Consider the following 23,330-nt stretch of genomic DNA (forward strand, 5'->3'; position numbering starts at 1 on the left):
CAGATTTTCGATTAAGGCAAATAAGTCAAGAGGAAAGGATGATTTCAATGGGTTTCAAAATTACGAAAGATAATGTTCACTTGACCGAGTACGAAAAGTCCTGGAGCAAGGTGGGTAAGTCTTACGAATGCACTTGCCATTGCGCGAAAGATTCATCCGTCAAATTTGCCGAAGGCAAGTATAAATTTCGGCTCCAGGATGATGATGGCAATGTTTTTTATTACGGTGTTTCAGACCACGACTCTTGCTTTTGTCCTTTAGATTGGTCGCAACCATTGTGGGGTTGCACCGAGATTCAATATCGGGATGAGAAAACAAAGCAATACCAAACCTTGTAAAGTGCATTCCGGCCAGCCGGGGGCATAATCCCCGGCGTGATTTACCCCCACGACCATATTAAATACGAATAGGAGCTGTTCCATTATGACACCCGTATTTACTGAATTTTTGGTGAATAACGATTGCACCAGCATTTCACAACTAGCAACAAAGTTAACCGCTGACGCGCTGCTGAAAGGAACGCCATATGAAGGAATGGATCTTCACAAGATGCTAGAAACTGGAGAAGATGCAGAAGCCCAGGCGTTTACGTTATGGAATGATGATCGAATCGTTCCCAAGAGAATCACTTTTTCGGATTGGTTGATCATGATTCATGCAGCAAGGCTATTATTAGAATTTTACGATGATCCAGCAATGATCAGGTGTGATACATACGCACGGCAGGAGGATATCCCATTTGGATATAGAGACACCAACATTCATTGTGTAACGGAAAACTATATTTCGGATACCGATACCTGGAGCGCGTCATGCGGAACAAGTGCAAATCGCCGTTACTTGTATTACATCGAGGACACCGGGCGTTATGGCGTGATAAACGAAAACTTCCTGATTCTTTAATTTTTGAGGCTGGCCGGGGCCATAACCCCGGCCCAAAACCCACAGGAGATAAAAAATCAAAAAAACGGGGCGGCCACCACAGCTAGAGGAAGGCTGCCCTCCCAATACATAAGCGAGAGGAAGGAATACACTCATGCTAACTTTAGAGAAAAGGCCGGATCCGCTGCAGCTGCAGCAGGAAGTCAAAAAAATCATTCTCCAAGACCCCTGCATTCTGAAAGAGCAAGGCAAAGCGCTGTTAATCAGCGCCCTTACCGAAAAGGCGCTAGGTTTTTCCGTCACGCTGGACTTTCAGGCGGTAAAGCATTACTCCCCGGCGTTCTTTGATGGTCTGTTCCAAAATACTGTACTGGAAGATTTCAAGGGAATAAACTATGTAAACATTTCGGACTTGGGCCGAAAGATGCTTCTTTGGGCGATGAACGCTCACTATGGCGATGCTCATAAGGTAGAACCATTATATCGGGTTTACGTAACCATGATCGGAAATTTAGAACCTGTGCTTGATGCGAGTAACGGCATCATTACAGTCATGATTGAAAGCGGCATTGTTCAAAAACTGGAACACAATGGAACGATTAAAGAAATCGATGCCGAGCGATACGAACAGCTAATTTCTGAGAAAACCAAAGCTTGTATCGAATATCGGAAAAGACAATTGGCAGCCAGCAAGCCGTTGGAATGCCCGAAATGTCACCAAGCTTATAATGGATCTATAAACGGGTACAGGAAACATGTCCGTGACTGCAAAAAGGGGAGCTGGTAGGTTAATGCGAAAACACATACTGCATGAAAATTACACCAGGATTTCATTAAAACATGCCGAAAAGATCATTCGTGAAACGGGCAACTTCCAAGGAACGCTTAAGTACCGTAATGATTACAGCACATTCTCAACCGATGAGCATCCCCAAGCCAAGACAATTGAACAGAAAATAGCCGTCATGAATGATATAATCGCACGGCGAGGGGATTGCCGAGGGAAGGGCGTTACCATATGGCTACCCAACAAAAAAGGCCAGCTGCAAAAGGTATCCATTGCTCAAATACGTTCATTCGTCAGGAATACCGGGAATTGGGAAGGATACTTTTGCCCGAATAAAGTAAATCCAGCCAATACAGCGTTGTTCGATCCGTCCTGGCAAAGATCGTTCTTTCGTGACAGTTCGACCGGAAACGTTTTGCTGCTCACCGCATCCGGATCATATTTTGACGCATTGAGATACCCGCTTGATAAGGTAGTAAAAGACTTTCAAACGTCTTTCTGCAGCAAAGAGCTAGGCCAAAACGTTACATTCTGGCGAATCCTTGAATAGACGGCATCGAGGCCGGAAGGGGGGCTAAAAGCAAGCAGAAAGTAAATATGGACAATGGAAATTATCGAAAAAAAAGTGTTAACATTGACATACAGAAAGTGTATTTCAAAGACATACATTTGGTGAACGCCGCAGATGCAAAAAGGGATCGGGCGAAAGGAAGAACCATAATGAAAGTAATCGTAAATGGCGTTGAAAAATCACTGAATATTTCTGATTCAAACGGCATCGACTTCACAGTGGACTTCATTGGCAATTGGGGAGCGCTTTCTGATGGCCAGTTCACTAGGAACGAAGAAGCTGCTGCTTACATCACCGACGAAGACACATTTGAATGGTGGAGCAAAGCAATTGATCGAGAAATTTCCAATATGGACAGAATCGCTGAACTGAAAGAAATTCACGGTTCTGAAAAAGTTGATGAAGCACTTAATAAAGCGGCAGATGGATCCAATGACCTTGAAGACATTCAGAACGCTATCGCAACGCTACTTGACGAGCTGGGGGAGTAATCCCCTGGTTTTTTAACTACCACTAAAGGAGCGAATGAAATAGTGAACGCCATTATTGATACGAATGCAAAAAAAATAATCGAATTGCTTGATGTTAAAGATCCAGGAATTAAAAATCAGATCGTTTTGTTGTTGGCCGAAGCATTTGAAACTGGCGTTGAAAATGGGATAAAAAAAGGTCAAGAACAAGCACTTAAAGAAGCCACAAAAGCAATAACTAGCCTTATTGAACAGGATACTTATTGAAAAGGGGAAGTTTTGTACTGCTGGGTCCGGCGAGCATTCCGGGAAGCGTTGAAGGAAGAGAGCTGCAGCTGCAGCTCTCTTTTATTTTTTCGTTTTCCGGATTTTCCTTACGCTCCGACCTTACCACTTCGCCCCTTTACCAATGCAAGGCGACCCCTGGCGGGGTGGACGAAGGGCATTCCACGGCAGGGGCAGAGTCGGACAAAGCGCCCGACTCACACCCTTTGTTCCATTCGTCCAGCCTTGCCATTGTCGGGGCTGCGTGGTGCGTTCTCCGCGTAAGGAAAATCAATTCGAAGGAGCTGTTCGAGAAGATGGAAAAGACAAAGCTGAATGCAGTTATTCAAAATGCAATTGAGGAAGGTGTTCGTGAAGGTTCTGGTTCTGCCATTCCTATCGATTTCTTTGAAGCGTGGGCTGCCTATGAGAAAGGAGAGACCATTGTTTCGCTTCATACTGGCAATGAGTATCAGAAGGATCTTGAATATTACGACGACCCGGATAGTGAAACGGGGAAGAGTCTGGATGTTGAAGCTTGGATTATCCCGGATGAAATTCGTCGTCCCTGGGTTATTAAAGATTTAAAGGCAATGCTGAACAGCGAGGGATCGAGAGATTGAAAACAAAGCATGAAGCTCCGTAATGATAGCCGGTTAGCAGCTACTAACTGCTGACCGGCTTGGCTATGTCCGTAGCCGAACTGGCCAGTACGCGCACGCTGCGCGCGCCCTCACCGGTTCGGAGGCCGGCCGCTGCCCGGATGGTTGCCACCGCCGCGGGGCGGTGGCTTGGATTGATTGTGTGGCCATAAGGACCGCAGGCCGCCCCGCGCCCTTCGGCCCTTATGGCCGTCGAAGTCATTTCTATGAAGTCTAAAAACCTCTCGAAAGACAAAAGCCAAATGCAAACATGAAAAGAGGCAACCGTTATGGCTGCCTCTGGATGGTATGAGTGCATTATTCGTCGTTACTATTGTTGCTGTTATTTAAATCGCTAGGCGAGTAATATTCGCAGTCATCAAATTTCCTGAAATCACTGTCCCAAGTAAGTACGGGTATTCCAAGCTCTTTATTCTGAGATAGAGCTTTATGTCAACGATATCGAGATTTTTAACGGCGTAGATTCGTAAAGCATCTTTGATAAGCTTGCTTGCCTCTACGCCGTCAGCCTCAATTAAATCGAGTATCAGTTCGGATATATCTTGCCGTGGAACTTTGTAAATCTTTTGCATGACAAAAATCATTTCTTCGACCACTTCATCCTCAAAAATCAGGACCAGCTTGCCATCTTCAACTTGCCGAACAAGTTTTCTTGTTTCTTCGACTTTCGTTACCATCGCAGCGGTTTGTACGGGATTCGTTATTGCCGCGATGTCCTTATCTCCGAGTAAAATCCTTAATCCGATATTTGCATCGACCAACTTTTTCATACCTTAACATCCTCCTAATTTTGTCTCGCCAAGTCATCAGCAATCCTCTCCTCCCGGTATTGGTCCCTGACTTCTCGAACGTCAACTAATGGTTTATCAAGTTCAATGTTCCAACTCCCGAAAGCCTTCATGATCGACTTCCGTTTAATGCCGCGTACTACAATTTCGCCATCAACCTGAACAAATTCAAGCTTATCGCCCTCCTCTACACCGAGTATATTTCTTACCTTCACAGGTATCGCAACGACTCCTTTTGCCGACAGTTTGCCAGTTTCGTATTTGACATTCTCCATAATAGTATTGTTCTCCTTAAGCGCGAGAGCTAAAAGGTTTTATAAGTATAAGAAGTTAGCTTGAGTATATATCGCGCATCTATTAGTTATTTGTATTCGTATCCTTCTCTTGCTTTCGATTAAGTAGTTAGTGGTGTTTCGGTTAAGTCCATAGTTAAGCGCGGGTTCCTATGGCCGTGTTTATCATACGTGTAATAGTTCGTTCCTAAAATTTGAAATTTCATGAGTAGGTAGTTGTTTCTCAGAATTTGAATTGCCGCGTTCATCGTATCAGTAAGTATTTGTTTCAGAGTTTGAATTTCCATCGCCATATGAAATTCGTTCCTTCTACGTAGTGCCTGTGTAATTCATACAATTTTTTTTAATAGTTCGAATGGAGATGATAGTCACCCCTTTCGTATTAGATTAGAAATTCCCTCATGTACAACATAATTATATTATAGACATATTTTCGAAGTCAATACATTCTGAAAGTTAAACCTTTTGATTTTGTTATACCATTATTTGAAGTTAGATAAAATTATCTTTCGAAACTAAAATATTTCTATTCCCCCAGCTCGTTGGTCGGGAAGTCCAAGCGACTCTACCGCCACTAAGGGGCTTTGCCCCTAAGAGCCGGTAGATTCCATTGGTCTTCTAATCCTCCCGTGCGTTCCGATGCCAAACATGAAAAGCTTCAAGCCTAATCAAAGAAGAAGAATCTTGAAATCGCAGAAAATCCCGCTGTGCAGCAAAATCTCGCTTCTGTCGTTTTCGTCGAGCGACATCCGGACGTATTTCGAATCGGTCATTTTAGCCAACCACACCGAACCTCTTCGCGCAATGGTGGCTTTTCTCTTTCGAGAACGCCATCCCGGCAGAGCCGGGCAGACCTTGCACTTCGAGAACCGGCATGGTTAAACCCGGCTTTGACCGCTTCGAAATACGGATGTTCTGCTCTTTGATAACTCCATACGCTTCACGCATGATGCCAGTTGGCGGCGGTTCTGCTCATCAAGCCCTAAAAGATTCCGCTCATCGCCGCTCGGGCTAGAGCCGCAAGCGAATCCAGATTTTCGATTAGGGCAAGAAAGTCAAGAGGGGACTCATCGATGAAAGCGACAGATTATAACGTATTCGTTACTGTTCTGCAGAATCTCGGGCAATCGTTTGAAACGGTTGGTCGGACGGTCGTTACAAAAGGTTTGGTTTATTTTTTCGACGGTTCAGAATCACTAATCAAAGTGGAAAAGGAAGCTCTCGAATGTGCTGAATCAGCTTAAGATGCCGTTTGATGAAGTCCATTACATGCGAATAGGAGCGATTTATATGACAGTATCGGTACATAGAACGACAGGATATTTCGAAGGAGTTTTTGAGAAAACGCCGCGCGTTGGCTCTTTTATTGAGGATCAGGATTATAACATCCGGGAGATCGAGGAGGTTGTCCGGGTTAGTGATAAGTGGTATCACGCTCCGAAGGTTTGGGTATGCGGATACGTGAAAAGACAGCAGCCGGAGCCGAACAGGGATCCAGAATGAAAAAATGCGTTTATCGAGTGCCAAACAGATATTAAGGGGAGCTGACACAAATGAAAGATGTAAAATTGATTAGACATATAATGACTGGTTTTCATAGGGATAATACCAGAATTTGGTTAGAACCGACCGTGTTGGAAGCCGCTGGATTCTCTGTTGGTGAGGGGGTACGGCAAACCATCAAAGACGGCGCGATTATTATAAGCCGCTGTGAAGAAAGAACACGGATTATTTCAAAACGAAAGCGTCCCAGCTGGGCGCATGAAAGACCGCTATACGAATCCTGCAGCAAGGAAGTAACGATGGTGTTTCGTGAACGGGAATACATCGATCTTCTTGTCAGTGACGGCATTATCGTCATGAAGAAGGAACGTTCCTTCGACTTGTTTGTGATTGAAAAGCCCATGCTTCGCGGCGGCGATCTTAAAAAGCTTCGCCTTAATTCTTTCCCGTGCGGCGGCGGGTTCGCAACGGCTTGCCTTGCTGATACATCCCTGTTCGAGCCGGTTGGAGCGCTGGACATTTGGCCGACTGCCGTGGATGCCTACATGAATAATTTCCGGAACGGGAGCTTTTATTTAGGCGATCTAACCCGGAAACATACGGATTACGTTGCAAAATCGGATGTATGCTGGCTTAGCCCTAGTTGTACCCGGTACTCTAGTTTAGGCGGGCAAGATGGAGGCATTACAGAAGGCCATGGTCCTCATTACGCAAGGCTCTGTCTTATGTCCGGCTGCGATGCAATTATGATCGAGCAAGTCCCCCAATATCTCAAAAGTACAAGTTACAGGCACTTGAAGAAGCTGCTGCAGCCGTTTTTCCCTTTTGTATATGAAACCATCATAAATGCATACGATCTAGGTTCCGTAGCTTCGAGAACAAGAGGCTATGCCGTTTTCTTCCGCGAAAAAACAGATTTTGAATGGCCAGAGATTCCTAAGCTTCCGGAGCATCGACGCAAGACCGTTGCCCAAGTGATCGGGAAGGATTGGGAGGAAGGCGATTGGCGGCCCATCGCCGGAACCGTCATGGACGGATTGCTTCGGAAGAGTGGCAACAACAATTTTTTGGCCGAAAAAAATCATGTCCTTGTGGGGCTTGATAGCAAACGCGTTTCTGCATTCCCTTTCAGTTATGGAAAGGTGCAAGTGACTTCTAGTTACTTAAAGCATCCCGAAAAAGAGCTTTGGCGTATGTTCCGTTCAGATGAAATGCTCCGATTCCAAAACATCCCTGAATGGTATGATTTCCCGGAATGGATGGGGGAAGGGGATCGCGTCAAGCTCATAGGCCAAAGCATCGCAGGAGATGTCGTAAAAAGTTTTGGGATCGAAGTTGCCGTAGCCGTCATGGGGAGCCGTTACCGCAGCATGGCCGGAGTTGCACCGGCAGGATCGACGTTCCCGGCAACACCAACCCCAGCCCTGCCGATCATAGATGAAAATGGCCAAGGAGCATTCGAATTTGAAACGATTTTTGTCAGCTGATCTATACAGCTGGCTTTTTTCTTTTTGCCGGACGAGGATCCGGTAAGCTGAGAGTCAGGATCGCACGACCGGCTGGACTCAACCGGTTGCCGTCAACGGCCCCGGTTGAGTCCAGCCAAGGCCGGGCCAAGCCCGGATCGAAGGAAGCTGCAGCTTCCCTTGATTATCTGGACTCCGGATTTTCCTTACGCTCCAACCTTACCACTCCACGCCTTTACCAATGCAAGGCGACCCCTAACGGGGTGGACGGAGTAATTCGGGGAAGAAGGAGCCGGGCCGGACTATATCGCCCGGCCCAGCCCCAACATGCAAAGTCCAGCCTTGCATTGTCGGCGTTCCGTGGTTCGGTTTTCCGCGTAAGGAAAATCAAATCAAAGGAGTAAGGGCGAACGATGAAAAATCAAAAGAATGAATGCGTGTCGGGTTCAGAAAATTGGGTAACTGTAATTTCTGACAGTGCTTTAGAGTGTACTTTGAATGCGACGATTGTTGACAACCAAGTTCTTTTCTTTGTTGAAGATAATGGTAATTTAAGCGACGATTTCACCGAATATGAAGCAGCTTTAAAAGCCTACATCCAAGTTGCTTTTAAAAGAGCAAATAACGGCTTTTCGACCGCAAAACAATTCAGCCCATGGGAACATGAGGATACAAGTCAGGTGAAAACATTGTATTCTTTCGTGATCATCGACGAAGGATTTTTACAAGCCGATAAGCTGCTCATCGACGACAACCTGACTCGTCTGATCGACCACGCTGAAACCATCTTAAAAGATTATTTAGAGCAACATGGATACTCCGAAGATGGACTTCCGGAGCTGATGACGGAAGACGGTTACTGCAAAATCGTCAAATCAAAATCCGGGATGCCATGCTACGAATACGAAGATGAAATATGGAATTACAAATTCGATGGTGAAGAAACCGTTGAAAGTGTGATCGATGCATTGAGAAAGTCCAAACAATAGAGTTGCGGCTGCCGGGGATGTTCCCCGGCTTTTTCCATTCTCGTCCAGGATGCCAAAACCGCGCACCGGCCAAGACGCGCACGATGCGCGCGCCCTAACCGGCGCTAAGGCTGGTCGAGGTCCGGAAGGATGCCACCGCCACGCGGCGGTGACTTCGGATTTTCCAGTGGCCGCCAGGGCCGGAGGCCGCCCAAATCCGCGACCTCCCGACCCTTCTGGCCGTGCGAAGCGATTTCAAGAAGCCAAGACCCTCTCGAAAGAATATCTTTTCAAGTGTTGCTCTACACATCATTTACGTTCCGCATTCGCTCCACTTCAACAATGTGTAACGATGTAAAGACAGCGCATCATGGCTTCACTTTGTTACGCCATCATGCAGAAGATCCAAAAGCAAGTTCAAATACAACGGGCTTGATTCGCAGACCGTTCCTGCGGCACTGGCGCATAGCTCCTGTCGTTTTCGTCGAGTCACATCCGGACGTATTTCGAATCGGTCATTTTAGCCAACCATACCGAACCTCTCCGTGCAATGGTGGCTTATCTCTTTCGAGAACGCCATCCCGGCAAGCCGGGCATACCTTTGCACTCCGAGAACCGGCATGGTTAAACGTGGCTATGACCGCTTCGAAATACGGATGTTCTGCTCTTTGAAATCTCCATACGCTTCACGCTTGCCAGCTGGCGGCGGCATTTGCTCATCAAGCCCTAAACCATTCCGCTCATCGCCGCTCGGGCTAGAGCCGCAAGCGAATCCGGATATTCGATTAAAGAAAATAAGTCAACAAAAATCCGAAAGGTGGAAGATAGATCATGATGAAGCGATTGGCCATCATTTACGAGGCTGTATCAATAGTGAAGCAGTTTGAAGAGGACGGATACACTTGGAAGCATCAGACACCATCATACATCTTCTTTGAGAAGGATGGCAGAATGTGGCGCGTAGACCGAAAATGCCAGATTTTAGAAGCAAGAGTAAACAATAGTTGGCGGCTTGCTTGTCCAGTTGTTATATATGGAAAAATCAATCAAATTATAGGGAGGAAACATACATGCTGGCTGTAGCGGATCGTATTGAAAATCGGATGGTAAAGCGTACTGAAAAACGTGTTGGGAAGCGCCCCTTGAAGGTTTTATATAGTGGCGAAATTGTTGTAGACAACTTTGCGGGGGGCGGCGGTGCATCTACAGGCATTGAAATGGCAATCGGCCGGGCGGTTGATGTTGCGATCAATCATGACCTGGAAGCCATCGCTATGCATAAGGCGAACCATCCGGAAACGGTGCATTACTGTGAATCGGTTTGGGATAAAAAGCCTATTGATATTACAAAAGGGAGGAGTGTGGCGCTCTGCTGGTTTTCTCCGGATTGTAAGCACTTCTCGAAGGCGAAAGGGGGCAAGCCAAAGGAAAAGCATATTCGAGGGCTGGCGTGGGTGAGTGTTCGCTGGGCCGCTACGGTCAAACCGCGCGTAATAATCCTTGAAAATGTCGAAGAATTTATGGATTGGGGGCCGCTGCTCGAAGATGGAAAACCAGATCCGGAAAAGAAGGGTCACACCTTCCATTCTTTTATAAATGCCCTTAAAGCGCATGGTTATACCGTCGAATGGAGAATTTTAAAAGCTTGTGATTACGGCGCGCCCACCTCACGAAAGAGATTTTTCCTTATTGCCCGCTGCGATGATCAACCAATCGTTTGGCCAAAACCTACGCATGGCGCGCCGAATTCGATTGCGGTTCAAACCGGAAAATTGCTGCCATATCGTACAGCAGCCGAGATCATTGATTTCAGTCGTCCATGTCCAAGTATTTTCGGTCGGAGAAAGGAATTGTCTGCTAATACGAAACGCCGGATTGCAAGGGGGATCCAGCGCTTTGTCATTAATAATGCGAACCCGTTTATCATCAAGGTGAATCATAGCGGCGAAAACTTCCGTGGTCAAGAGATCGATAAACCGCTGCAAACCATTACCGCAAAAAATGGTTGGGGCATCGTAACGCCGTATATCGCCCGGATCGGACAAACAGGGTTTGCCGCGGATCGACTGCAATACAGTGTTGAACAGCCGCTAACCACCATAACGACCAAAACCGAACATTGCCTTGTAACCCCGACATTGATTCAGATAGGGTATGGCGAGGCCCCTGGGCAAGAGCCGAGAGCGCTTGACCTTCATAAGCCGCTCGGAACCATTACAGCCGGAGGAAACAAATTCGGCGTAGCAGAGGCCGTCCTGGCCCCGGCCAATGAACGCAAAGCAGATAGAAGCAGGGCAACGCTGGCAGCAAGCCATATTATCAAATTCAAAGGGACTAACGTTGGCCAAGCTGTTACTGATCCGCTTCAAACAATTACGGCAGTCAATCATTTCGGTGAAGTCCGGACATTCCTGGAAGAATACTGCGCCGAATCCGGGAACGACACCGAGAATCTTGGGTATGTCACTATTGACGGCCAGCTTTATCAAATCGTAGATATTGGCTTTCGGATGTTAGAACCGTATGAATTGTTCGCGGCCCAAGGATTCCCGCCAGATTACATTATTGATCGGGTAGACGGCGGCAAGCCTTACCCGAAATCAGAACAAGTTGCTCGTTGCGGCAATTCGGTTTCCCCGGTCATCCCGAACGCGCTTGTTCGGGCTAATCTGCCCGAGCTGTGCGCGGAGGTTGACCCGGATTCCACTTCTGCAGCATGGAAAACAAATGGGCAATACGAGCTGGCTTTGTCCATTTAGTATCATCGTAGGGGGCCGCCTTTGGCGGCCTTGATGGTCAAACGCGATTCGACCGATTATTAATGGCATAAGAATTGGCCAAGCCATATAATCGCAGTAAAGAGTTAATTCCAAAATGACAATGGGGGTATGTAAGATGATATTAAAGATGGAAGAAGCAGCAACGCTAGCAGTTCAAGGGATGAAAGGGATTATAGAGAGCGCAGCGATCATTGCAGATGATGTAAAGACGTTGATCAGTCCTGATGACGAGATTCTAAAGCAAGCCCCGATCCGGTTGGTTCCTTATCAAAATCAAGAGCTGGCACATCAATACGTTTTGGATTGCCGGGCGGCAGATGGTACCCCGTACTTGCTATGTATTGGGGTAGGGACCGGAACGGCTCTTATGAATTTCGTCACGCAGGAAATGCTTTACTTCAAAGAAGAATGCGAACAGCGAAACATTTTTATCACGCCGGGCAAACGCGTTTTGTCTTATAGCGCCCGCGGCATCGCCCTAGTTGGTGAAAACATTCTTAACGGATAACGATAATCTAATTAAGCGCCAGGAATAATACCTGGTGTTTATGCAAGCAAGCAGCATTCCGCTGCTTGCTTTTTTTGTCCGGATCCGGCCGGTGCAGCTGCAGCAACCGGCTGCCGTTAGCGGCCGCCGATTGCTGCAGCTGGGCCGGGCAAGCCCGGATGGTAGCCAGCGCCGTTCGGCGCTGCCTCTGATTATGGTGCCGTCAAGGTTCCCCTTTGGCGGCTACCGCCGACCTTGACTGCTCCGGAAGCCGGGCGCTGCCCGGAAGGATGCCACCGCCGCGGGGCGGTGACTTCGGATTCTCCTGTGGCCGCCGCTGCGCTTCGGCCTGCGGGGCCATTCCACGAAGAAAAAGCCTCTCGAAAGACAAAAACCTTAAACCCAAAACCCCTTGTGAGGAAAATCGAAGAAGAAGAAACAACGGGCTTGATTCGCAGACCGTTCCTGCAGCACTGGCACATAGCTCCTGTCGATTTCGTCGAGTCACATCCGGGACGTATTTCGAATCGGTCATTGTAGCCAACCATACCGAACCTCTCCGTGCAATGGTGGCTTATCTCTTTCGAGAACGCCATCCCGGCCAGCCGGGCAGACCTTGCACTTCGAGAACCGGCATGGTTAAACCCGGCTTTGACCGCTTCGAAATACGGATGTTCTGCTCTTTGAAAACTCCATACGCTTTGCGCTTGCCAACTGGCGGCGGGTTTTGCTCATCAAGCCCTAAAGCATTCCGCTCATCGCCGCTCGGGCTAGAGCCGCAAGCGAATCCGGATATTCGATTAAGGCGAACAAGTCAAGAAAAATTTCTCGAAAGGTGACGATGACAATGGAAATTTATGTTCATGCGCTCAAGGTGAACAAAGAGGGGGTTCACGACATCGCCCCTATTGCCCCGTTTAAGGAGAATCCGTTGCTGGGGATCTATAGTGAAGAACAGGCGTATTTTAAGCTAGATTCCGCTATGAATAAGCTTTTTACGGCACTTGGGGTAAAGCTTAGCGACTACTTTACGGAGGATCGGTACGGGGTCGTTTTTAATATTCGTCAGGTAATGGAGCTTTACGCAAGACTATACCGCGAGAAGGAAGCATTACGCCAGCGGCTTGCTGGGATGTCCGATGCTGAAATTAAACAATACAACGAACAACATTTTGCTCCGGATGAAACGGTGGATGCGGTTCTTCATTTCCTTGGAATCTGCTTGGCTAACCAATACCCGGTTTCCTTACATTAACTATGCTAGCCGGGGCTAATCGCCCCGGCATCATTCCTAAAGCTAATGGGGGCTTATACATATGAAGAACAAGTCTGGTTTCATTCCAAAATCTGCATCAATTCAACCTAAGTTACTATAAGAAGATTTTCAATGGCTGGTGTGCTGTTTTTATTGACGATAATGACCGTGAATTTCATTTGCAACTTGTCTTGGATCCGTGGTCTTGGCAAACCAATTATGCCAAAGCAAGGGGAGTAGAAATTTTAATGCAAACACCCACTCATCGCGTTCCCGTATGCAGCACGGAATTTAAGACAATCAAAGCTGCAATTCAACGTCTGGAATCAACCTTATCCGAAAGCAGCAACAAAATTGCCTAAATCCAAAGGAGGACACACCTAATGTATGATGACTTTCACCCAAGACAAGATACCGGCTTTGAACGTGAATTGAGCATGGAAGCTCCTGAGCTAAGTTATGATTTTCCGTTTGATGTAGATGACTTTTGTAGGCCGATCGAGATCGAGGAAACCCATTGCGAAACTCCTACCGAGCAAATTACCGGGCGGTCAGGCTGCTGCGGCCGCCGATGGAGAGGCAAGCGATTCGTCACAAAGGTTACGGCATCCGGAATTGTCGTAGACCAAATGACGAAAAGGGACGGATCAACGGCAGATGTCCATGGTTGTACCTGGGGCGTTTATGACAAAAAGCTCGAATCGTTCCTTGAATGGGATACTCCCCACAAGCGGGAGGCCGTTTCCTACGCAATTGAGCTAAACAAGGACCTATCAAACTAAAACCAACGGGGGCCAGTATCATGAAAGATTACAACACTTTGAAAGGACGAAATTGAATCCTTGGGGGAATACCATCCATCGATTCTGGAGCGTTGGGTGGAAACGGAAAGAATCATCGGGCATCCCTGGAAGGGCATCGGTATGGCCAACATTCAAAACGAGCTGATGCGTACTCATCGACTCGGGAAACACGCACAGCCGCCGACCGGGCCGCTGCTGTCTGATGAAGAAGTCGCCTAACAGCTGAGGGGGCGCCCCCCTTACAGGGGGGCGATAACGCAAAGGAGGATCCTTATGGGAGCGCAAGCATTAGAAGCCATGGAACAAATCATGATGGACCTTGACATAGAAGAGGCAGCAAGTTGTCACGATGAGGGCGAAAAAAGAACGAAAGCACAGCCGGTGGAGCTGTTTCCGCTGAACGACTACGATAAAGTCATTTTGCATCTTTCCGGGGGCGTGGATTCGATGGGCTGCCTCTTCTGGCTTAAAAAAGAAGGGCTGGATTTCTCGAAGCTTGAGATTTGGCATCAAGCCGTGGACGGCCGCGGGGAGGACTATTACGAGTTTTGGGATTGGCCAGTGACCGAGGCGTATTGTGAGGCGGTTGCGGAATACTTTGGCGTTCCGATCTATTACCAATGGCGGCAAGGCGGGCTGTATGGTGAGCTGATGCGTGAGAACCGGCTGGCCGGGGACGTATTTTATGAGGAAGAGGGCAACGTCATCCGGCTGGAAACCAAGAGGGGAAAGCCTTCCACTCGCAAGCGATTCCCGGCGCAAAGCGCCGACCTGATGAAACGCTGGTGCAGCGCTTCGGCCAAGAGCGATCCGGCGCGCCGGGCGCTCAATAACAATCCCCGGTATACCGGATCCGAGCTGAAACCGAAAAAGATTTTGTTTGTTACCGGGGAACGCCGAAGCGAGGGCGGCAACCGCTGTAACTATTTGAAAGCAGAAAAACATGCATCGACAACCAGGAAGCGAATTGTCCATCACTTCCGGCCGGTTATAGACTGCAGCAAAGCGGAGATGTTCGAGCTTCACAGGGAATTCGGTATTATACCCCACCCGGTATATTATTTAGGGTATGGGAGGGTGTCTTGTATGGGATGTGTGTTTTTTACCGATCACCAATGGAAGGCACTCCAATACATCGCCAAAGAGCGCGTGGAACGGTTTGCCCGGACTGAAAAAGCCATCGACTTTACCATTGATGTCAAGCTTACCGTACTAGAGAAAGCGGCCAAAGGAGCGATGGAAAAAGTGCTGCCGCTGGATGATCCTATGCTGCCGCGCTGGATCGAGATGGCGCTATCCCGCACGTTCACGACCGAGGATCTTATCACGAAAGAGTGGATCATGCCGATTGGAGCCAGTCGCGGGTGCGATGGAGGACCGCAATAAATGGCTTGAATTATTGAGAACTGGTGTTCTTTTTGGTATAATAGAAGTATCCTAATTCCGGAGGTTGTCCGAATGAAAAGCTTGTTTCAAAAAATTGATGGTGGCTTTCATTTCCGCATCCCATTCATGATTGACATTACGTACACGAATATCGACGGCAGCAAAAAACTGAATATCCGATAAACTCAAAACACCGTCTTCGGGACGGTGTTTTCGTTTTCTTGAAGCAGCTGCAGGGGAACCAAACCCTTTTGTCGTTTTACTGCGGAGAAGGTAAAAACCGGCGCTGCCGGTTTTTTTGATTTAAAGACGGTTTCTCGTGGTGGCCCGCACGCAGCGGATCTTCGCCTCATTCGTGCTGCAGTCACCCGAAAAGAATAGCAAGCGCCGCACCGTCCTCACCGATCACGCGGAGCCTTTCTATTCGGTTTGTCATCCACTCCTTGAAGGATTGCAACACAAATTCGTCCAGGTCGCAAGGGCAAAAAAAATTCCCCGATCAAAACCGCATCGGGGAATTTTTTTGTGCTGTTTCCTTGCACCCTTGCCGCCTTTGTGTTTTGGCGCAATCAAGGAGGTGATGAAAAGAAAAACCGAATAGAAAGGAGGTGATCCGGATGGGTTGGATGTCTCTCATCGTTGCTTTCTTCCTTCGATTGTCAGGTGGCAGCCTCAGTATCGAAGTGAGGAAAGGCGAGTTTATCCTGAAGCTTACCTTCGGGCGCAACCCGGATAAACCGTAAACCCTCCGGCTACCTGGAAGCTTCGGCTTCCAGGTAGCCTCCTTATTCTATTCAGTCGTCGAATTTTCAATGATGTATAGCTCCATCATAGCGAAGTCCGTTTCCGTTATCAAGCCGGAATCTTGGATATTCCGGTTATCGGGATCATTCTCTATCCTCGGCTGGGGCGAGCATCCTTTTTTATTTGATTATATTAGAACAATACCGGGATGCGAAAGATATATTTCCTTCTCATCCGGTACGTATGGATAATTATTGGCCGCGGCGATCATTTCCCATTCGATTGCGTTTCGATACGAGCTGCAGCCGCATTTGGGGCATACACCGTATTTATGGTTCGTGCGAGTCCATGATGCTTCCGGTGTGGCGTGATTACATTGTGAGCACCAGAGATACATAAAACCCTCAATCATTTCGGGAAAATAGTAGTTATTGTTGCTTCATATTCTTCATATGCAATCTGGTGTGCTTCTCTTGTAATTGCTGTTGCCTGATTTACTTTAAATAGATAATCATCAAAATGTTTTTGACCAAGTTGCAGATTAGATTTGTTGTCTTTCCATTTCAAGAGGCTTACAGAAGCTTGATCAAACGTATCGAGAGCTCTTTGATTCATGCTCGTGATTGTTTTGAACTTTGAAACATCATGAGGTTTAACTAAAGATGAAATGCCATCAATGTCTTTTATGAATTTATCATTTCTTGCTTTTATACTTTCAAATCTAGTCATCATTTCTTTTTCTGTATATTTGTTCTGGTAGTTATTGTTTTCACCGGTGAAAAATAAACTTAAGAAGTCCGCATAATCGTTTATAGTGTTAGTAATATCTTGGAGTCTTTTATAAGCATCCAGTATGATTACGAGTTTCTTTATTGAAATTGAATTGTCGACCGATGCCGCGTTTTGTTTCTCCGTTGGTAACTTTACATCAACACTGTATGTATCTTGATCCCAACTAACAGATGCGCCAAGCTGACGTAATAAAGATATAGGAACAACCGTATGACCATCATAAATCATTGCCGGAACTTCATCAGTTTCAAGCTGCTTTCCGTTCGACGTTACCTTAACAATCGGGTTCCCCTTATAATCCCCGTTAATGCTTGATGCGCTTACTACTCCTGCAAATAACATAAGTGCTGCGGTTAATGCTAGAATTTTCTTTTTCAAAATAATCACCCAGATATTCCACATCGGCTGCGGTATTTGCTGTATATAATTTGAAAATACATGGAAAGCATAGGAATGAGGTGATCCTATGCAAATTCCAGTTTATTGCACAACAACCAATAAAACAACAACTATCGACATTGAAGATATACTTTTTATTAATCTCCACGGCAATAAAATCATGATACAGACTGCAGACAGTATTTATCGGCCTCTAACTTCGTTAAAGGATTATGCTGAATTGTTAAATGAACATGGTTTTGAAAAACTCGAAAATTCGACACTCATAAATCTAAAAAAATTATAAGATATAATAAATTCAGCAAAATAGCCTTTTTTGAGAGTGAAGGACTGGCAACTAAGGCGTGTTATGCATCCAGGAAGGCAAGCCCGGAAGGTTGCCAGCGCTGTTCAGCGCTGCCGTCGAGTCGGAACCGTCAAGGTTTCCCTATGGCGGTAGCCACTGACCTTGACCGTTCCGTAAGCAGGGCATCGTTCGATCCGCTGGCGACGGACCGGCAGCCGCAATTCTTGCAGCTGCCGGTCCTTCATGGAGAAGCTATAAATCGCAAGTAAATTGTTCAATATGATATACTTAACGTAAGCTAATTCATGGAACGTGACACAGTTCATGCCATTTCAAAATAGAACAAACAAGTACGAGAATAAGGAGTGTGTACGGATGAGCATCGAGTTTAACTATGATGAGCTACTGGAGATGACCAGCAAAGAATTTGCGGAATACATTCAAGAGGGTATCGATAGGCAAAAGGAAATCCGGGACGTTATGGCTTACCGTGTCCGGATCGATCGGCACGGCTTAACGGAAGAAGAAGCAAAGGAGAGGTATCCGGAAGATGCCCCAATCGTGGTTGTGGACTATTTATCCGGATGGAATGGTGTTCCCGATGCACTATGGACATATTGGTTCGACACCCATACAAAGAAATTCGACAGTAGCGTAGTAAATAAAGAGACTTTTAACAGATTCCATGCACTTGAGTCCGGCGCGGCCGAGCTGCCCGAACTTGGCTTTTATTCGTTTCCGGCGGATCCAGCGGAACCTACCGGAAAACTGTATACGATTACGCCTTATCGTTATTTTGTAAAACCGGTTTCCAAAGTCATCAAGGAACACGGTATAACGATATCAGTGACCACTTGGAAATACGATGACGATCAGAGATATTTTAACTTCGAAGTACAGTTCCCGATTGAACAAGTCAAGGATGAATTCCATTGGGAAGCTGGCTCATTCTTTTTAGCAGATTTGGGGGATAGCATACAAGACATTACCTCTGTGCTAATGAAGGACGGTTTCCTTATAATCGGAGGGCTCAAAAAAAAGGGAAATGAAGCCAATGAATAAGGTTGATGTGCAGAATTTGCCGAAGGGGAAAGATACTACATCCATATCGTTTACTGAAAGGGCGTGTTTCTCATGAAAGACAAAGAACTGAAAGAATGGGAGAGAATCGGGAAATTAGTTACAGCTACGGCCCGCGAACGGGCCTTCGCTGCCGGTTCCTTTATCAGTTACGGCGAGAATGGCAAGGTGATTCGCGAATATCCGGACGGACGGAGAACGGAGGTTATTCGAGATGAACATGGAAATCGAAAAGAGATTGATTACGCCTCCCAATGAAAAGCCGCTCATGATTGTATATGCCGGTACGAATGGAGCCGGTAAATCGCATTTTACTGAGATTGTTCAGCATCAAAACCCGAATGTTGAGATTTTTGACGCAGATGCGCTTGCTAAGAAGCTCAACCCGCTGGATCCGGCAAAAGCCAATATGGAAGCAGGCAGGCAGACGATCAAGAATGTCTACGAAGCGATTGAGCAGGGGAGAAGTTTTTCTATCGAGTCTACGCTTGGCGGTACAAATGCGATTCGCCAAATGAACGCAGCGCGGGAGCAAGGGTTTCATGTTCGCTTGTATTATATTGGTCTGGATAGTGCTGAGCATCATATCGAGCGCGTTGCCCAACGTGTTGCCCAAGGCGGCCACCACATTTCGGATGAAGATATTCGTCGCCGGTACCAATCGTCGTTAGACAATCTGCCTAAAGCGATGCGGTTAGCAGATGATACATATGTGTTCGATAATACGAAAGTGTTTACGATAAAATTAGAGGTTCAGCAAGGGCTAATTCAATACCGGGATCCGCAAACGCCGCATTGGGTAGAACGAATTATTAAGTCTTGGGAGAATGAACAAAAGCACTTTCTCCAAGATTTGAAAAATGATAAGGACCGGCTTTCTGAACACCTTCGCGAAGCTTCGGATGCTTTGCAGACGGCAAAAAAGCAGTTAGTCCCTTTGAATGAATTGAAATCTTTGGTTCGTCAGCGTGACCAATATGCTGCCCAGCTTGAAGAGATGAAGCCGAAGGGCATTATTCAAAAGGTTTTCAATCCGAATGCCAAGTCGATTGAGCTTGTTGAATCGACGATTAACCGGATCGATCAACAGATGGCCAAGCTTCAAAAGCAAATTCCTCCGCAAGCCGAAATTCCGTTGATCCAAGGACAAATCGGTATGTTACGAGGGATCATTAGTGCGGTTAATAATGCGCTGCAGCGTGTTAGCCAACAGATTTTAGCCATTCAAAACGAGCGGCAGATTCATCAAATGCAAAGTCAACGTCAGCAAACCCGGACATACGTTCACAGTCAAAGTCAAGAACTGGAATTATAGAATTTTTTGGATCCCCCAGCTCGTTCAGTCGGGAAGGCCAAGCGACTCACCGGATTCTAAGGCGCAAGCGCCTAAGACCCGGTAGATTCCATTGGCCTTCTTTTCCTCCTTTGCGTTCCGAAGAAAAACCGAAAGCCTCTTCACAAGATTCGCCTGGGCCTAGCTGCCGGGCTTTTTTTGTTTCCATCATTCCTCTGAAAATCGATTGCAACCGGCCTACATTGCCCCTCCGCTTATTTTCTTTCGAGAATACGGCCCATTTGCGGCTATCCATCCGAACCGCGCCCATTCCGCTACCCATCGGCTTTAATCATCATGCCTACCGGAAAAGATGAAAGACTTAAAGGCCAACCCATTTAAGGGCTTTTTTAAAACCTTAGATCAAGATCAACTGCCTTCAAAAGCCAAGGGCAAGGCAAAAACTACGGGTTTTGCGAACAACTTGTCTTTATGCGAAGCTGCTTTGCTCCTGGCGTTTTCATTCGCTAACATCCGTATTCATTTTTCGTATCCGTCATCATAGCAAATCATGCCGAACCCTGCCGCGCAAGGATGGCTTATCTCTTTGAGAACGCCACCCGGCAAGCCGGGCAAGTCCCTGCGCGCCAGGAACCGGTATGATAAAAAGCGCTATGACGGCTACGAAAAATACGGATGTAAAGCTCTTTGAAAACTTCATACGCAAATCAGCAAGTTCGCAAGGCCAGTTATGTTCTCAAAACCCTAAAGATTTCCGCTCATCGCCGCTCGGGCTAGAACGGCAAACAGAAATCCGGATATAAGGTAAAGAAAAAAATCCCAAAAAATGAAAGGTGGATGAAGCCGGTGAAGGCAAAAATGGAAAATTACATCCGGAAAAAATTGAACATTGATCCGGAAAGTGACGAAATCGGATGGTATGTCAATCATGAAACGGAGAAGTTCGTTACCTGGCGCTTTACTTATCGGGGGAATGGCCACCGGGTTACTTACGACCGGAAGACGAAGAAAATCACTTCCGGGCCTTATATCCATGTATCGACTTTTCCTCATTGCCGATAGGCGGGGCTGAACTACGAAACGAAAGGACTGGATCCAATGGCAAAAAGCAAGAGCAACCCGGATTTACAAGTAAACGAGGTAAAAGCGTATCTGCAGCGCTTCTTTGACGAGAAGCAGCTGCAGAATCAAGAATACAGCATCGAGCTGGAAGGCAAGATCCATACGGTTGACACCGCGTTTATGATCGACTTCATTTCAAACCGGTTGGATGAACCCTACCAAATTGATATTCAGAAGGTTCTCATCCGGTTGGATGCGTGTAACACAGATGTCCACCATTTTTTAAAGTATCTGGCCAAAGGCTACGTTGAAGAAACGCATAAGCTCAATACCCGGTTTTGCTGCCGGGAGTGCGGCACGGTTTGGGATGACGAGCTGAAAGAGGGCCGGGAAGATTTTGTGCAATGCGACAATGCCGACGATTGCGATAATGAGGAATTTATCACTGGCGGCAAGGAGCATGAGGCCAAGAAATTTATCGTTACTCCAATCATTCGATAAAAGCCAGGGTGCGAAAGCCCCCGGCCATTATACATACATAATCCAATCCAAATATGAAGGGACTTGATCCTAATGACAACAGAAAAAATCAGTATCGCCGGTAAAGAAGCAAAGAAACATATCGCGGAAGCGCTGAAAGCGGTATTCCCCGCTGTGAAGTTCTCTTATAAAAGCGAATACGACAGCGTGAACGTGTCCTGGACAGATGGGCCTTTGAAGCTGGATGTCGAAAAGGTGCTGAATCGCTTTGTCTCTTATACGCTCATTCGCGCGCGTGATGATCGGCACGAAGTAACCGGATACGAATGGAAAGGCTTTACCTACATCGGCCCGCGTCATCTTAGCGCATCCCGGCAGATGACGAAAGAACGGGTAACGGCGCTGGCGGCCTATATGGCCGAGAACGGGAAAAACTACTACGATGGCAAGGTTTTTGAAAATGCCGAAGCGGAGCGCCAAATGATCCGGGAGGGGCTATTGGTCGGCGTAGAGCCGCAAAACCGTCCGGACTTGATGCTGGATCAAAGTCCGGAAAAGGACATCCGGGAGCTGGAGAAGGCCGAGGCCGCAGCTAAAGCCGCGGCAAAGCAAGCTGCTGCAGCTGCACCGAAGCCGCTGGCGAAGGTGTACCCATTCCCAAACCGGAACAAAGGTAAGGACATGGAGGCGCAGCGTTTCTATGAATCCCTGAGTCCTGAACAAAAGCTAAAGCTGAATGCATTAAAGTTTTTGTTCAAGGTAGAGGTTAGGGACATTCTCGAAAGCGGTGTATCGGTTGACGAGGCTTTCAGCATGGCGGCTAGTGTTATCAATGAATAGCCGCCTTGCTTCACACCCCAAAACGAAAGGATGTACTTGTCATGGATGACATTTTAAATAAGCCGAAGATCACGAAAGAAGACGTTGACCGTCTAGCTGCAGAAATCGAGAAAGACCGGGAGGAGTTAAACCGGATCGGGGAAAGTTGTCGGGAGATTCAAAATGACTTAGACGGCATAAGTGCAGAAGTGCTTGCCCTGTCGCAGAAGCTGGATGAAAAGATTGTTAAATATACAAAGTTGGACAAAGCCTTAAAAAAAATCAAAAGCCGCTTGCTTAACTAAGCAAACGACTTACGAAGGCGTGAAACTTTGGACGGTTGGCACGCCTTCCCATCATATCAAAAAACGGGAGAGTGTAAAATCATGAAATTATTCATTCGTCGAAATAAACCACACGTTATCTGGCTGGCACCGTTATTGATCGGCCTTATACCCGGAGCTGTAGATAGTCTCCTTTGGAACGCGCTGGGCGGTATTGGGTTTGTGGCTGTATTGGTTACTGTTGGATGGTGCTGGCGTGACGCAAGGCGCGAAATGCGCCAAGCTGCAGAGCCGAGAAGGCGCGAGGTTCGTAAAACGGCTGAAAATCAGTATGCATTTACGGTTAGGAGGGTCGCACAATGAAGAAGGCGCTTAAAGATTGCATCATCTTTGCCGTTATCCACTTTGTTTTTCAATACGGATCGGTGAATCTGTTTAATCAGATGCTTACTTTATCGGAGCAGCACAATATCGAAACGGTATCGTTGGCAAAATATCAATCGTGGATTATGGCAGCCATCTTTATAGCTCTGGTTGCTGCTTCGGTTCTTTTTCTTGCCTTTCTCTTGGGAATGGTACGAAACGTATGGAGGGATCCGAAGGAAGTGGAGAGCCAGGGGTAACGCCCTGGTTTTTTCTTTTCCGGAATCGGGCGTTTGTTTTGTAGATGAAATACTAAAACCGGCGCCGCCAGCAGGGCGGTCCTTCCGGCCCCCCCTGCTGGC

At 47.0% G+C, this 23,330-nt stretch carries 35 protein-coding genes; 31 read left to right on the plus strand and 4 right to left on the minus strand.

The window, feature by feature from the left end:
- The 7 genes from ABES02_RS28540 to ABES02_RS28570 form a co-directional block, all read left to right on the plus strand.
- Window positions 1–338 (plus strand): hypothetical protein (locus ABES02_RS28540; protein ID WP_430141217.1); only part of this gene is annotated, 338 nt, incomplete at its 5' end.
- 85 nt (window positions 339–423) lie between these two features.
- Window positions 424–903: a hypothetical protein gene (locus ABES02_RS28545; protein ID WP_430141218.1), complete on the plus strand. Its 480-nt coding sequence runs from the start codon at window positions 424–426 to the stop codon at window positions 901–903.
- A gap of 133 nt (window positions 904–1,036) precedes the next feature.
- Window positions 1,037–1,669, plus strand: coding sequence for a hypothetical protein (locus tag ABES02_RS28550; protein ID WP_430141219.1), 633 nt, complete (start codon window positions 1,037–1,039; stop codon window positions 1,667–1,669).
- Window positions 1,670–1,673: 4 nt separating this feature from the next.
- Window positions 1,674–2,219 carry a hypothetical protein gene (locus ABES02_RS28555; RefSeq protein WP_430141220.1) on the plus strand — a complete coding sequence of 182 codons (546 nt, stop codon included), beginning with the start codon at window positions 1,674–1,676 and terminating at the stop codon, window positions 2,217–2,219.
- A 47-nt stretch (window positions 2,220–2,266) separates the two neighbouring features.
- Window positions 2,267–2,731: a hypothetical protein gene (locus ABES02_RS28560; protein WP_430141222.1), complete on the plus strand. Its 465-nt coding sequence runs from the start codon at window positions 2,267–2,269 to the stop codon at window positions 2,729–2,731.
- 42 nt (window positions 2,732–2,773) lie between these two features.
- Complete coding sequence (locus ABES02_RS28565; protein ID WP_430141224.1) at window positions 2,774–2,977, plus strand: hypothetical protein; 204 nt, start codon at window positions 2,774–2,776, stop codon at window positions 2,975–2,977.
- Between the two features lie 314 nt (window positions 2,978–3,291).
- The gene (locus ABES02_RS28570) at window positions 3,292–3,597 is read left to right on the plus strand and encodes a hypothetical protein (RefSeq protein ID WP_430141226.1); all 306 of its coding nucleotides are present in this window, start codon (window positions 3,292–3,294) and stop codon (window positions 3,595–3,597) included.
- A 365-nt stretch (window positions 3,598–3,962) separates the two neighbouring features.
- Here the strand turns inward: ABES02_RS28570 and ABES02_RS28575 are convergent, their stop codons facing one another.
- Entirely contained in the window at window positions 3,963–4,406 is a 444-nt protein-coding gene (locus tag ABES02_RS28575) for a hypothetical protein (RefSeq protein WP_430141228.1), read from the minus strand.
- Window positions 4,407–4,420: 14 nt separating this feature from the next.
- Window positions 4,421–4,699 (minus strand): AbrB/MazE/SpoVT family DNA-binding domain-containing protein, encoded by a 279-nt coding sequence (locus tag ABES02_RS28580; protein ID WP_430141230.1) that lies wholly within the window; start codon window positions 4,697–4,699, stop codon window positions 4,421–4,423.
- 702 nt (window positions 4,700–5,401) lie between these two features.
- Between ABES02_RS28580 and ABES02_RS28585 the strand changes: the two genes are divergently transcribed.
- The 14 genes from ABES02_RS28585 (at window position 5,402) to ABES02_RS28650 (ending at window position 16,108) form a co-directional block, all read left to right on the plus strand.
- Window positions 5,402–5,599, plus strand: a complete 198-nt coding sequence (locus ABES02_RS28585; RefSeq protein WP_430141231.1) for a hypothetical protein — start codon at window positions 5,402–5,404, stop codon at window positions 5,597–5,599.
- A gap of 191 nt (window positions 5,600–5,790) precedes the next feature.
- Window positions 5,791–5,961 (plus strand): hypothetical protein, encoded by a 171-nt coding sequence (locus tag ABES02_RS28590; protein WP_430141233.1) that lies wholly within the window; start codon window positions 5,791–5,793, stop codon window positions 5,959–5,961.
- A complete protein-coding gene (locus ABES02_RS28595; protein WP_430141234.1) occupies window positions 5,945–6,220 on the plus strand; it encodes a hypothetical protein in 276 nt (91 codons plus the stop codon). Before ABES02_RS28590 ends, ABES02_RS28595 begins: the two co-directional genes overlap by 17 nt.
- A 50-nt stretch (window positions 6,221–6,270) precedes the next feature.
- Window positions 6,271–7,707, plus strand: a complete 1,437-nt coding sequence (locus tag ABES02_RS28600; RefSeq protein ID WP_430141235.1) for a DNA cytosine methyltransferase — start codon at window positions 6,271–6,273, stop codon at window positions 7,705–7,707.
- A gap of 392 nt (window positions 7,708–8,099) precedes the next feature.
- Window positions 8,100–8,675 (plus strand): hypothetical protein, encoded by a 576-nt coding sequence (locus ABES02_RS28605; protein ID WP_430141237.1) that lies wholly within the window; start codon window positions 8,100–8,102, stop codon window positions 8,673–8,675.
- Window positions 8,676–9,322: 647 nt separating this feature from the next.
- Window positions 9,323–9,541 carry a hypothetical protein gene (locus ABES02_RS28610; RefSeq protein ID WP_430141238.1) on the plus strand — a complete coding sequence of 73 codons (219 nt, stop codon included), beginning with the start codon at window positions 9,323–9,325 and terminating at the stop codon, window positions 9,539–9,541.
- Complete coding sequence (locus tag ABES02_RS28615) at window positions 9,486–9,737, plus strand: hypothetical protein (protein WP_430141240.1); 252 nt, start codon at window positions 9,486–9,488, stop codon at window positions 9,735–9,737. Before ABES02_RS28610 ends, ABES02_RS28615 begins: the two co-directional genes overlap by 56 nt.
- A 20-nt stretch (window positions 9,738–9,757) precedes the next feature.
- Complete coding sequence (locus tag ABES02_RS28620; RefSeq protein ID WP_430141275.1) at window positions 9,758–11,413, plus strand: DNA cytosine methyltransferase; 1,656 nt, start codon at window positions 9,758–9,760, stop codon at window positions 11,411–11,413.
- A gap of 136 nt (window positions 11,414–11,549) precedes the next feature.
- Window positions 11,550–11,942 carry a hypothetical protein gene (locus tag ABES02_RS28625; protein WP_430141241.1) on the plus strand — a complete coding sequence of 131 codons (393 nt, stop codon included), beginning with the start codon at window positions 11,550–11,552 and terminating at the stop codon, window positions 11,940–11,942.
- An 820-nt stretch (window positions 11,943–12,762) separates the two neighbouring features.
- Window positions 12,763–13,176, plus strand: coding sequence for a hypothetical protein (locus tag ABES02_RS28630; RefSeq protein WP_430141243.1), 414 nt, complete (start codon window positions 12,763–12,765; stop codon window positions 13,174–13,176).
- 383 nt (window positions 13,177–13,559) lie between these two features.
- Complete coding sequence (locus tag ABES02_RS28635) at window positions 13,560–13,958, plus strand: hypothetical protein (protein ID WP_430141245.1); 399 nt, start codon at window positions 13,560–13,562, stop codon at window positions 13,956–13,958.
- Between the two features lie 96 nt (window positions 13,959–14,054).
- Window positions 14,055–14,198, plus strand: a complete 144-nt coding sequence (locus ABES02_RS28640) for a hypothetical protein (protein WP_430141247.1) — start codon at window positions 14,055–14,057, stop codon at window positions 14,196–14,198.
- A 54-nt stretch (window positions 14,199–14,252) separates the two neighbouring features.
- Window positions 14,253–15,365, plus strand: a complete 1,113-nt coding sequence (locus tag ABES02_RS28645) for a phosphoadenosine phosphosulfate reductase family protein (RefSeq protein ID WP_430141248.1) — start codon at window positions 14,253–14,255, stop codon at window positions 15,363–15,365.
- 617 nt (window positions 15,366–15,982) lie between these two features.
- Complete coding sequence (locus tag ABES02_RS28650) at window positions 15,983–16,108, plus strand: hypothetical protein (RefSeq protein WP_430141250.1); 126 nt, start codon at window positions 15,983–15,985, stop codon at window positions 16,106–16,108.
- A gap of 409 nt (window positions 16,109–16,517) precedes the next feature.
- Here ABES02_RS28650 and ABES02_RS28655 read toward each other — a convergent pair whose 3' ends face one another.
- The gene (locus tag ABES02_RS28655) at window positions 16,518–17,279 is read right to left on the minus strand and encodes a stalk domain-containing protein (RefSeq protein ID WP_430141251.1); all 762 of its coding nucleotides are present in this window, start codon (window positions 17,277–17,279) and stop codon (window positions 16,518–16,520) included.
- An 88-nt stretch (window positions 17,280–17,367) separates the two neighbouring features.
- On the opposite strand from ABES02_RS28655, the gene ABES02_RS28660 reads away from it, so the two are divergent.
- The 4 genes from ABES02_RS28660 to ABES02_RS28675 all read left to right on the plus strand — a co-directional run bounded on the left by ABES02_RS28660 (window position 17,368) and on the right by ABES02_RS28675 (window position 19,981).
- Window positions 17,368–17,586 carry a LytTR family transcriptional regulator DNA-binding domain-containing protein gene (locus tag ABES02_RS28660; RefSeq protein WP_430141253.1) on the plus strand — a complete coding sequence of 73 codons (219 nt, stop codon included), beginning with the start codon at window positions 17,368–17,370 and terminating at the stop codon, window positions 17,584–17,586.
- Between the two features lie 375 nt (window positions 17,587–17,961).
- On the plus strand, window positions 17,962–18,648 hold the full coding sequence (locus ABES02_RS28665; protein WP_430141255.1) for a hypothetical protein: 687 nt from the start codon (window positions 17,962–17,964) through the stop codon (window positions 18,646–18,648).
- Between the two features lie 72 nt (window positions 18,649–18,720).
- Window positions 18,721–18,924 (plus strand): hypothetical protein, encoded by a 204-nt coding sequence (locus ABES02_RS28670; RefSeq protein WP_430141257.1) that lies wholly within the window; start codon window positions 18,721–18,723, stop codon window positions 18,922–18,924.
- Window positions 18,881–19,981, plus strand: coding sequence for a zeta toxin family protein (locus ABES02_RS28675; protein ID WP_430141260.1), 1,101 nt, complete (start codon window positions 18,881–18,883; stop codon window positions 19,979–19,981). Before ABES02_RS28670 ends, ABES02_RS28675 begins: the two co-directional genes overlap by 44 nt.
- Before the next feature lie 517 nt (window positions 19,982–20,498).
- Here ABES02_RS28675 and ABES02_RS28680 read toward each other — a convergent pair.
- Window positions 20,499–20,660 (minus strand): hypothetical protein, encoded by a 162-nt coding sequence (locus tag ABES02_RS28680; protein WP_430141262.1) that lies wholly within the window; start codon window positions 20,658–20,660, stop codon window positions 20,499–20,501.
- Between the two features lie 146 nt (window positions 20,661–20,806).
- On the opposite strand from ABES02_RS28680, the gene ABES02_RS28685 reads away from it, so the two are divergent.
- From ABES02_RS28685 to ABES02_RS28710, 6 genes are all read left to right on the plus strand, one after another.
- Window positions 20,807–21,022 (plus strand): hypothetical protein, encoded by a 216-nt coding sequence (locus ABES02_RS28685; RefSeq protein WP_430141264.1) that lies wholly within the window; start codon window positions 20,807–20,809, stop codon window positions 21,020–21,022.
- 36 nt (window positions 21,023–21,058) lie between these two features.
- Window positions 21,059–21,523 carry a hypothetical protein gene (locus ABES02_RS28690; protein ID WP_430141266.1) on the plus strand — a complete coding sequence of 155 codons (465 nt, stop codon included), beginning with the start codon at window positions 21,059–21,061 and terminating at the stop codon, window positions 21,521–21,523.
- A 72-nt stretch (window positions 21,524–21,595) separates the two neighbouring features.
- Window positions 21,596–22,342: an LPD29 domain-containing protein gene (locus ABES02_RS28695; protein ID WP_430141267.1), complete on the plus strand. Its 747-nt coding sequence runs from the start codon at window positions 21,596–21,598 to the stop codon at window positions 22,340–22,342.
- Window positions 22,343–22,383: 41 nt separating this feature from the next.
- Entirely contained in the window at window positions 22,384–22,626 is a 243-nt protein-coding gene (locus ABES02_RS28700; protein ID WP_430141269.1) for an aspartyl-phosphate phosphatase Spo0E family protein, read from the plus strand.
- A 201-nt stretch (window positions 22,627–22,827) separates the two neighbouring features.
- The gene (locus tag ABES02_RS28705) at window positions 22,828–22,968 is read left to right on the plus strand and encodes a hypothetical protein (RefSeq protein WP_430141271.1); all 141 of its coding nucleotides are present in this window, start codon (window positions 22,828–22,830) and stop codon (window positions 22,966–22,968) included.
- The gene (locus tag ABES02_RS28710) at window positions 22,965–23,228 is read left to right on the plus strand and encodes a hypothetical protein (RefSeq protein WP_430141273.1); all 264 of its coding nucleotides are present in this window, start codon (window positions 22,965–22,967) and stop codon (window positions 23,226–23,228) included. Before ABES02_RS28705 ends, ABES02_RS28710 begins: the two co-directional genes overlap by 4 nt.
- The last annotated feature ends 102 nt before the right edge of the window (window positions 23,229–23,330 follow it).

Origin of the sequence: Neobacillus pocheonensis, from assembly GCF_050477905.1 — a bacterium.
GTDB lineage: Bacteria > Bacillota > Bacilli > Bacillales > Cytobacillaceae > Neobacillus > Neobacillus pocheonensis_A.

What these genes read in the sequence shown, in the direction of transcription:
- ABES02_RS28660 (WP_430141253.1), top strand. Translation starts at nt 17,368, where the DNA reads ATGCAAATTCCAGTTTATTGCACAACAACCAATAAAACAACAACTATC.
- ABES02_RS28590 (WP_430141233.1), top strand. Translation starts at nt 5,791, where the DNA reads ATGAAAGCGACAGATTATAACGTATTCGTTACTGTTCTGCAGAATCTC.
- ABES02_RS28635 (WP_430141245.1), top strand. Translation starts at nt 13,560, where the DNA reads ATGTATGATGACTTTCACCCAAGACAAGATACCGGCTTTGAACGTGAA.
- ABES02_RS28570 (WP_430141226.1), top strand. Translation starts at nt 3,292, where the DNA reads ATGGAAAAGACAAAGCTGAATGCAGTTATTCAAAATGCAATTGAGGAA.
- ABES02_RS28575 (WP_430141228.1), bottom strand. Translation starts at nt 4,406, where the DNA reads ATGAAAAAGTTGGTCGATGCAAATATCGGATTAAGGATTTTACTCGGA.
- ABES02_RS28600 (WP_430141235.1), top strand. Translation starts at nt 6,271, where the DNA reads ATGAAAGATGTAAAATTGATTAGACATATAATGACTGGTTTTCATAGG.
- ABES02_RS28630 (WP_430141243.1), top strand. Translation starts at nt 12,763, where the DNA reads ATGACAATGGAAATTTATGTTCATGCGCTCAAGGTGAACAAAGAGGGG.
- ABES02_RS28625 (WP_430141241.1), top strand. Translation starts at nt 11,550, where the DNA reads ATGATATTAAAGATGGAAGAAGCAGCAACGCTAGCAGTTCAAGGGATG.
- ABES02_RS28690 (WP_430141266.1), top strand. Translation starts at nt 21,059, where the DNA reads ATGGCAAAAAGCAAGAGCAACCCGGATTTACAAGTAAACGAGGTAAAA.
- ABES02_RS28650 (WP_430141250.1), top strand. Translation starts at nt 15,983, where the DNA reads ATGGGTTGGATGTCTCTCATCGTTGCTTTCTTCCTTCGATTGTCAGGT.
- ABES02_RS28620 (WP_430141275.1), top strand. Translation starts at nt 9,758, where the DNA reads ATGGTAAAGCGTACTGAAAAACGTGTTGGGAAGCGCCCCTTGAAGGTT.
- ABES02_RS28555 (WP_430141220.1), top strand. Translation starts at nt 1,674, where the DNA reads ATGCGAAAACACATACTGCATGAAAATTACACCAGGATTTCATTAAAA.
- ABES02_RS28695 (WP_430141267.1), top strand. Translation starts at nt 21,596, where the DNA reads ATGACAACAGAAAAAATCAGTATCGCCGGTAAAGAAGCAAAGAAACAT.
- ABES02_RS28550 (WP_430141219.1), top strand. Translation starts at nt 1,037, where the DNA reads ATGCTAACTTTAGAGAAAAGGCCGGATCCGCTGCAGCTGCAGCAGGAA.
- ABES02_RS28665 (WP_430141255.1), top strand. Translation starts at nt 17,962, where the DNA reads ATGAGCATCGAGTTTAACTATGATGAGCTACTGGAGATGACCAGCAAA.
- ABES02_RS28680 (WP_430141262.1), bottom strand. Translation starts at nt 20,660, where the DNA reads ATGAAGTTTTCAAAGAGCTTTACATCCGTATTTTTCGTAGCCGTCATA.
- ABES02_RS28605 (WP_430141237.1), top strand. Translation starts at nt 8,100, where the DNA reads ATGAAAAATCAAAAGAATGAATGCGTGTCGGGTTCAGAAAATTGGGTA.
- ABES02_RS28645 (WP_430141248.1), top strand. Translation starts at nt 14,253, where the DNA reads ATGGGAGCGCAAGCATTAGAAGCCATGGAACAAATCATGATGGACCTT.
- ABES02_RS28670 (WP_430141257.1), top strand. Translation starts at nt 18,721, where the DNA reads ATGAAAGACAAAGAACTGAAAGAATGGGAGAGAATCGGGAAATTAGTT.
- ABES02_RS28615 (WP_430141240.1), top strand. Translation starts at nt 9,486, where the DNA reads ATGATGAAGCGATTGGCCATCATTTACGAGGCTGTATCAATAGTGAAG.
- ABES02_RS28545 (WP_430141218.1), top strand. Translation starts at nt 424, where the DNA reads ATGACACCCGTATTTACTGAATTTTTGGTGAATAACGATTGCACCAGC.
- ABES02_RS28700 (WP_430141269.1), top strand. Translation starts at nt 22,384, where the DNA reads ATGGATGACATTTTAAATAAGCCGAAGATCACGAAAGAAGACGTTGAC.
- ABES02_RS28580 (WP_430141230.1), bottom strand. Translation starts at nt 4,699, where the DNA reads ATGGAGAATGTCAAATACGAAACTGGCAAACTGTCGGCAAAAGGAGTC.
- ABES02_RS28710 (WP_430141273.1), top strand. Translation starts at nt 22,965, where the DNA reads ATGAAGAAGGCGCTTAAAGATTGCATCATCTTTGCCGTTATCCACTTT.
- ABES02_RS28560 (WP_430141222.1), top strand. Translation starts at nt 2,267, where the DNA reads ATGGACAATGGAAATTATCGAAAAAAAAGTGTTAACATTGACATACAG.
- ABES02_RS28675 (WP_430141260.1), top strand. Translation starts at nt 18,881, where the DNA reads ATGAACATGGAAATCGAAAAGAGATTGATTACGCCTCCCAATGAAAAG.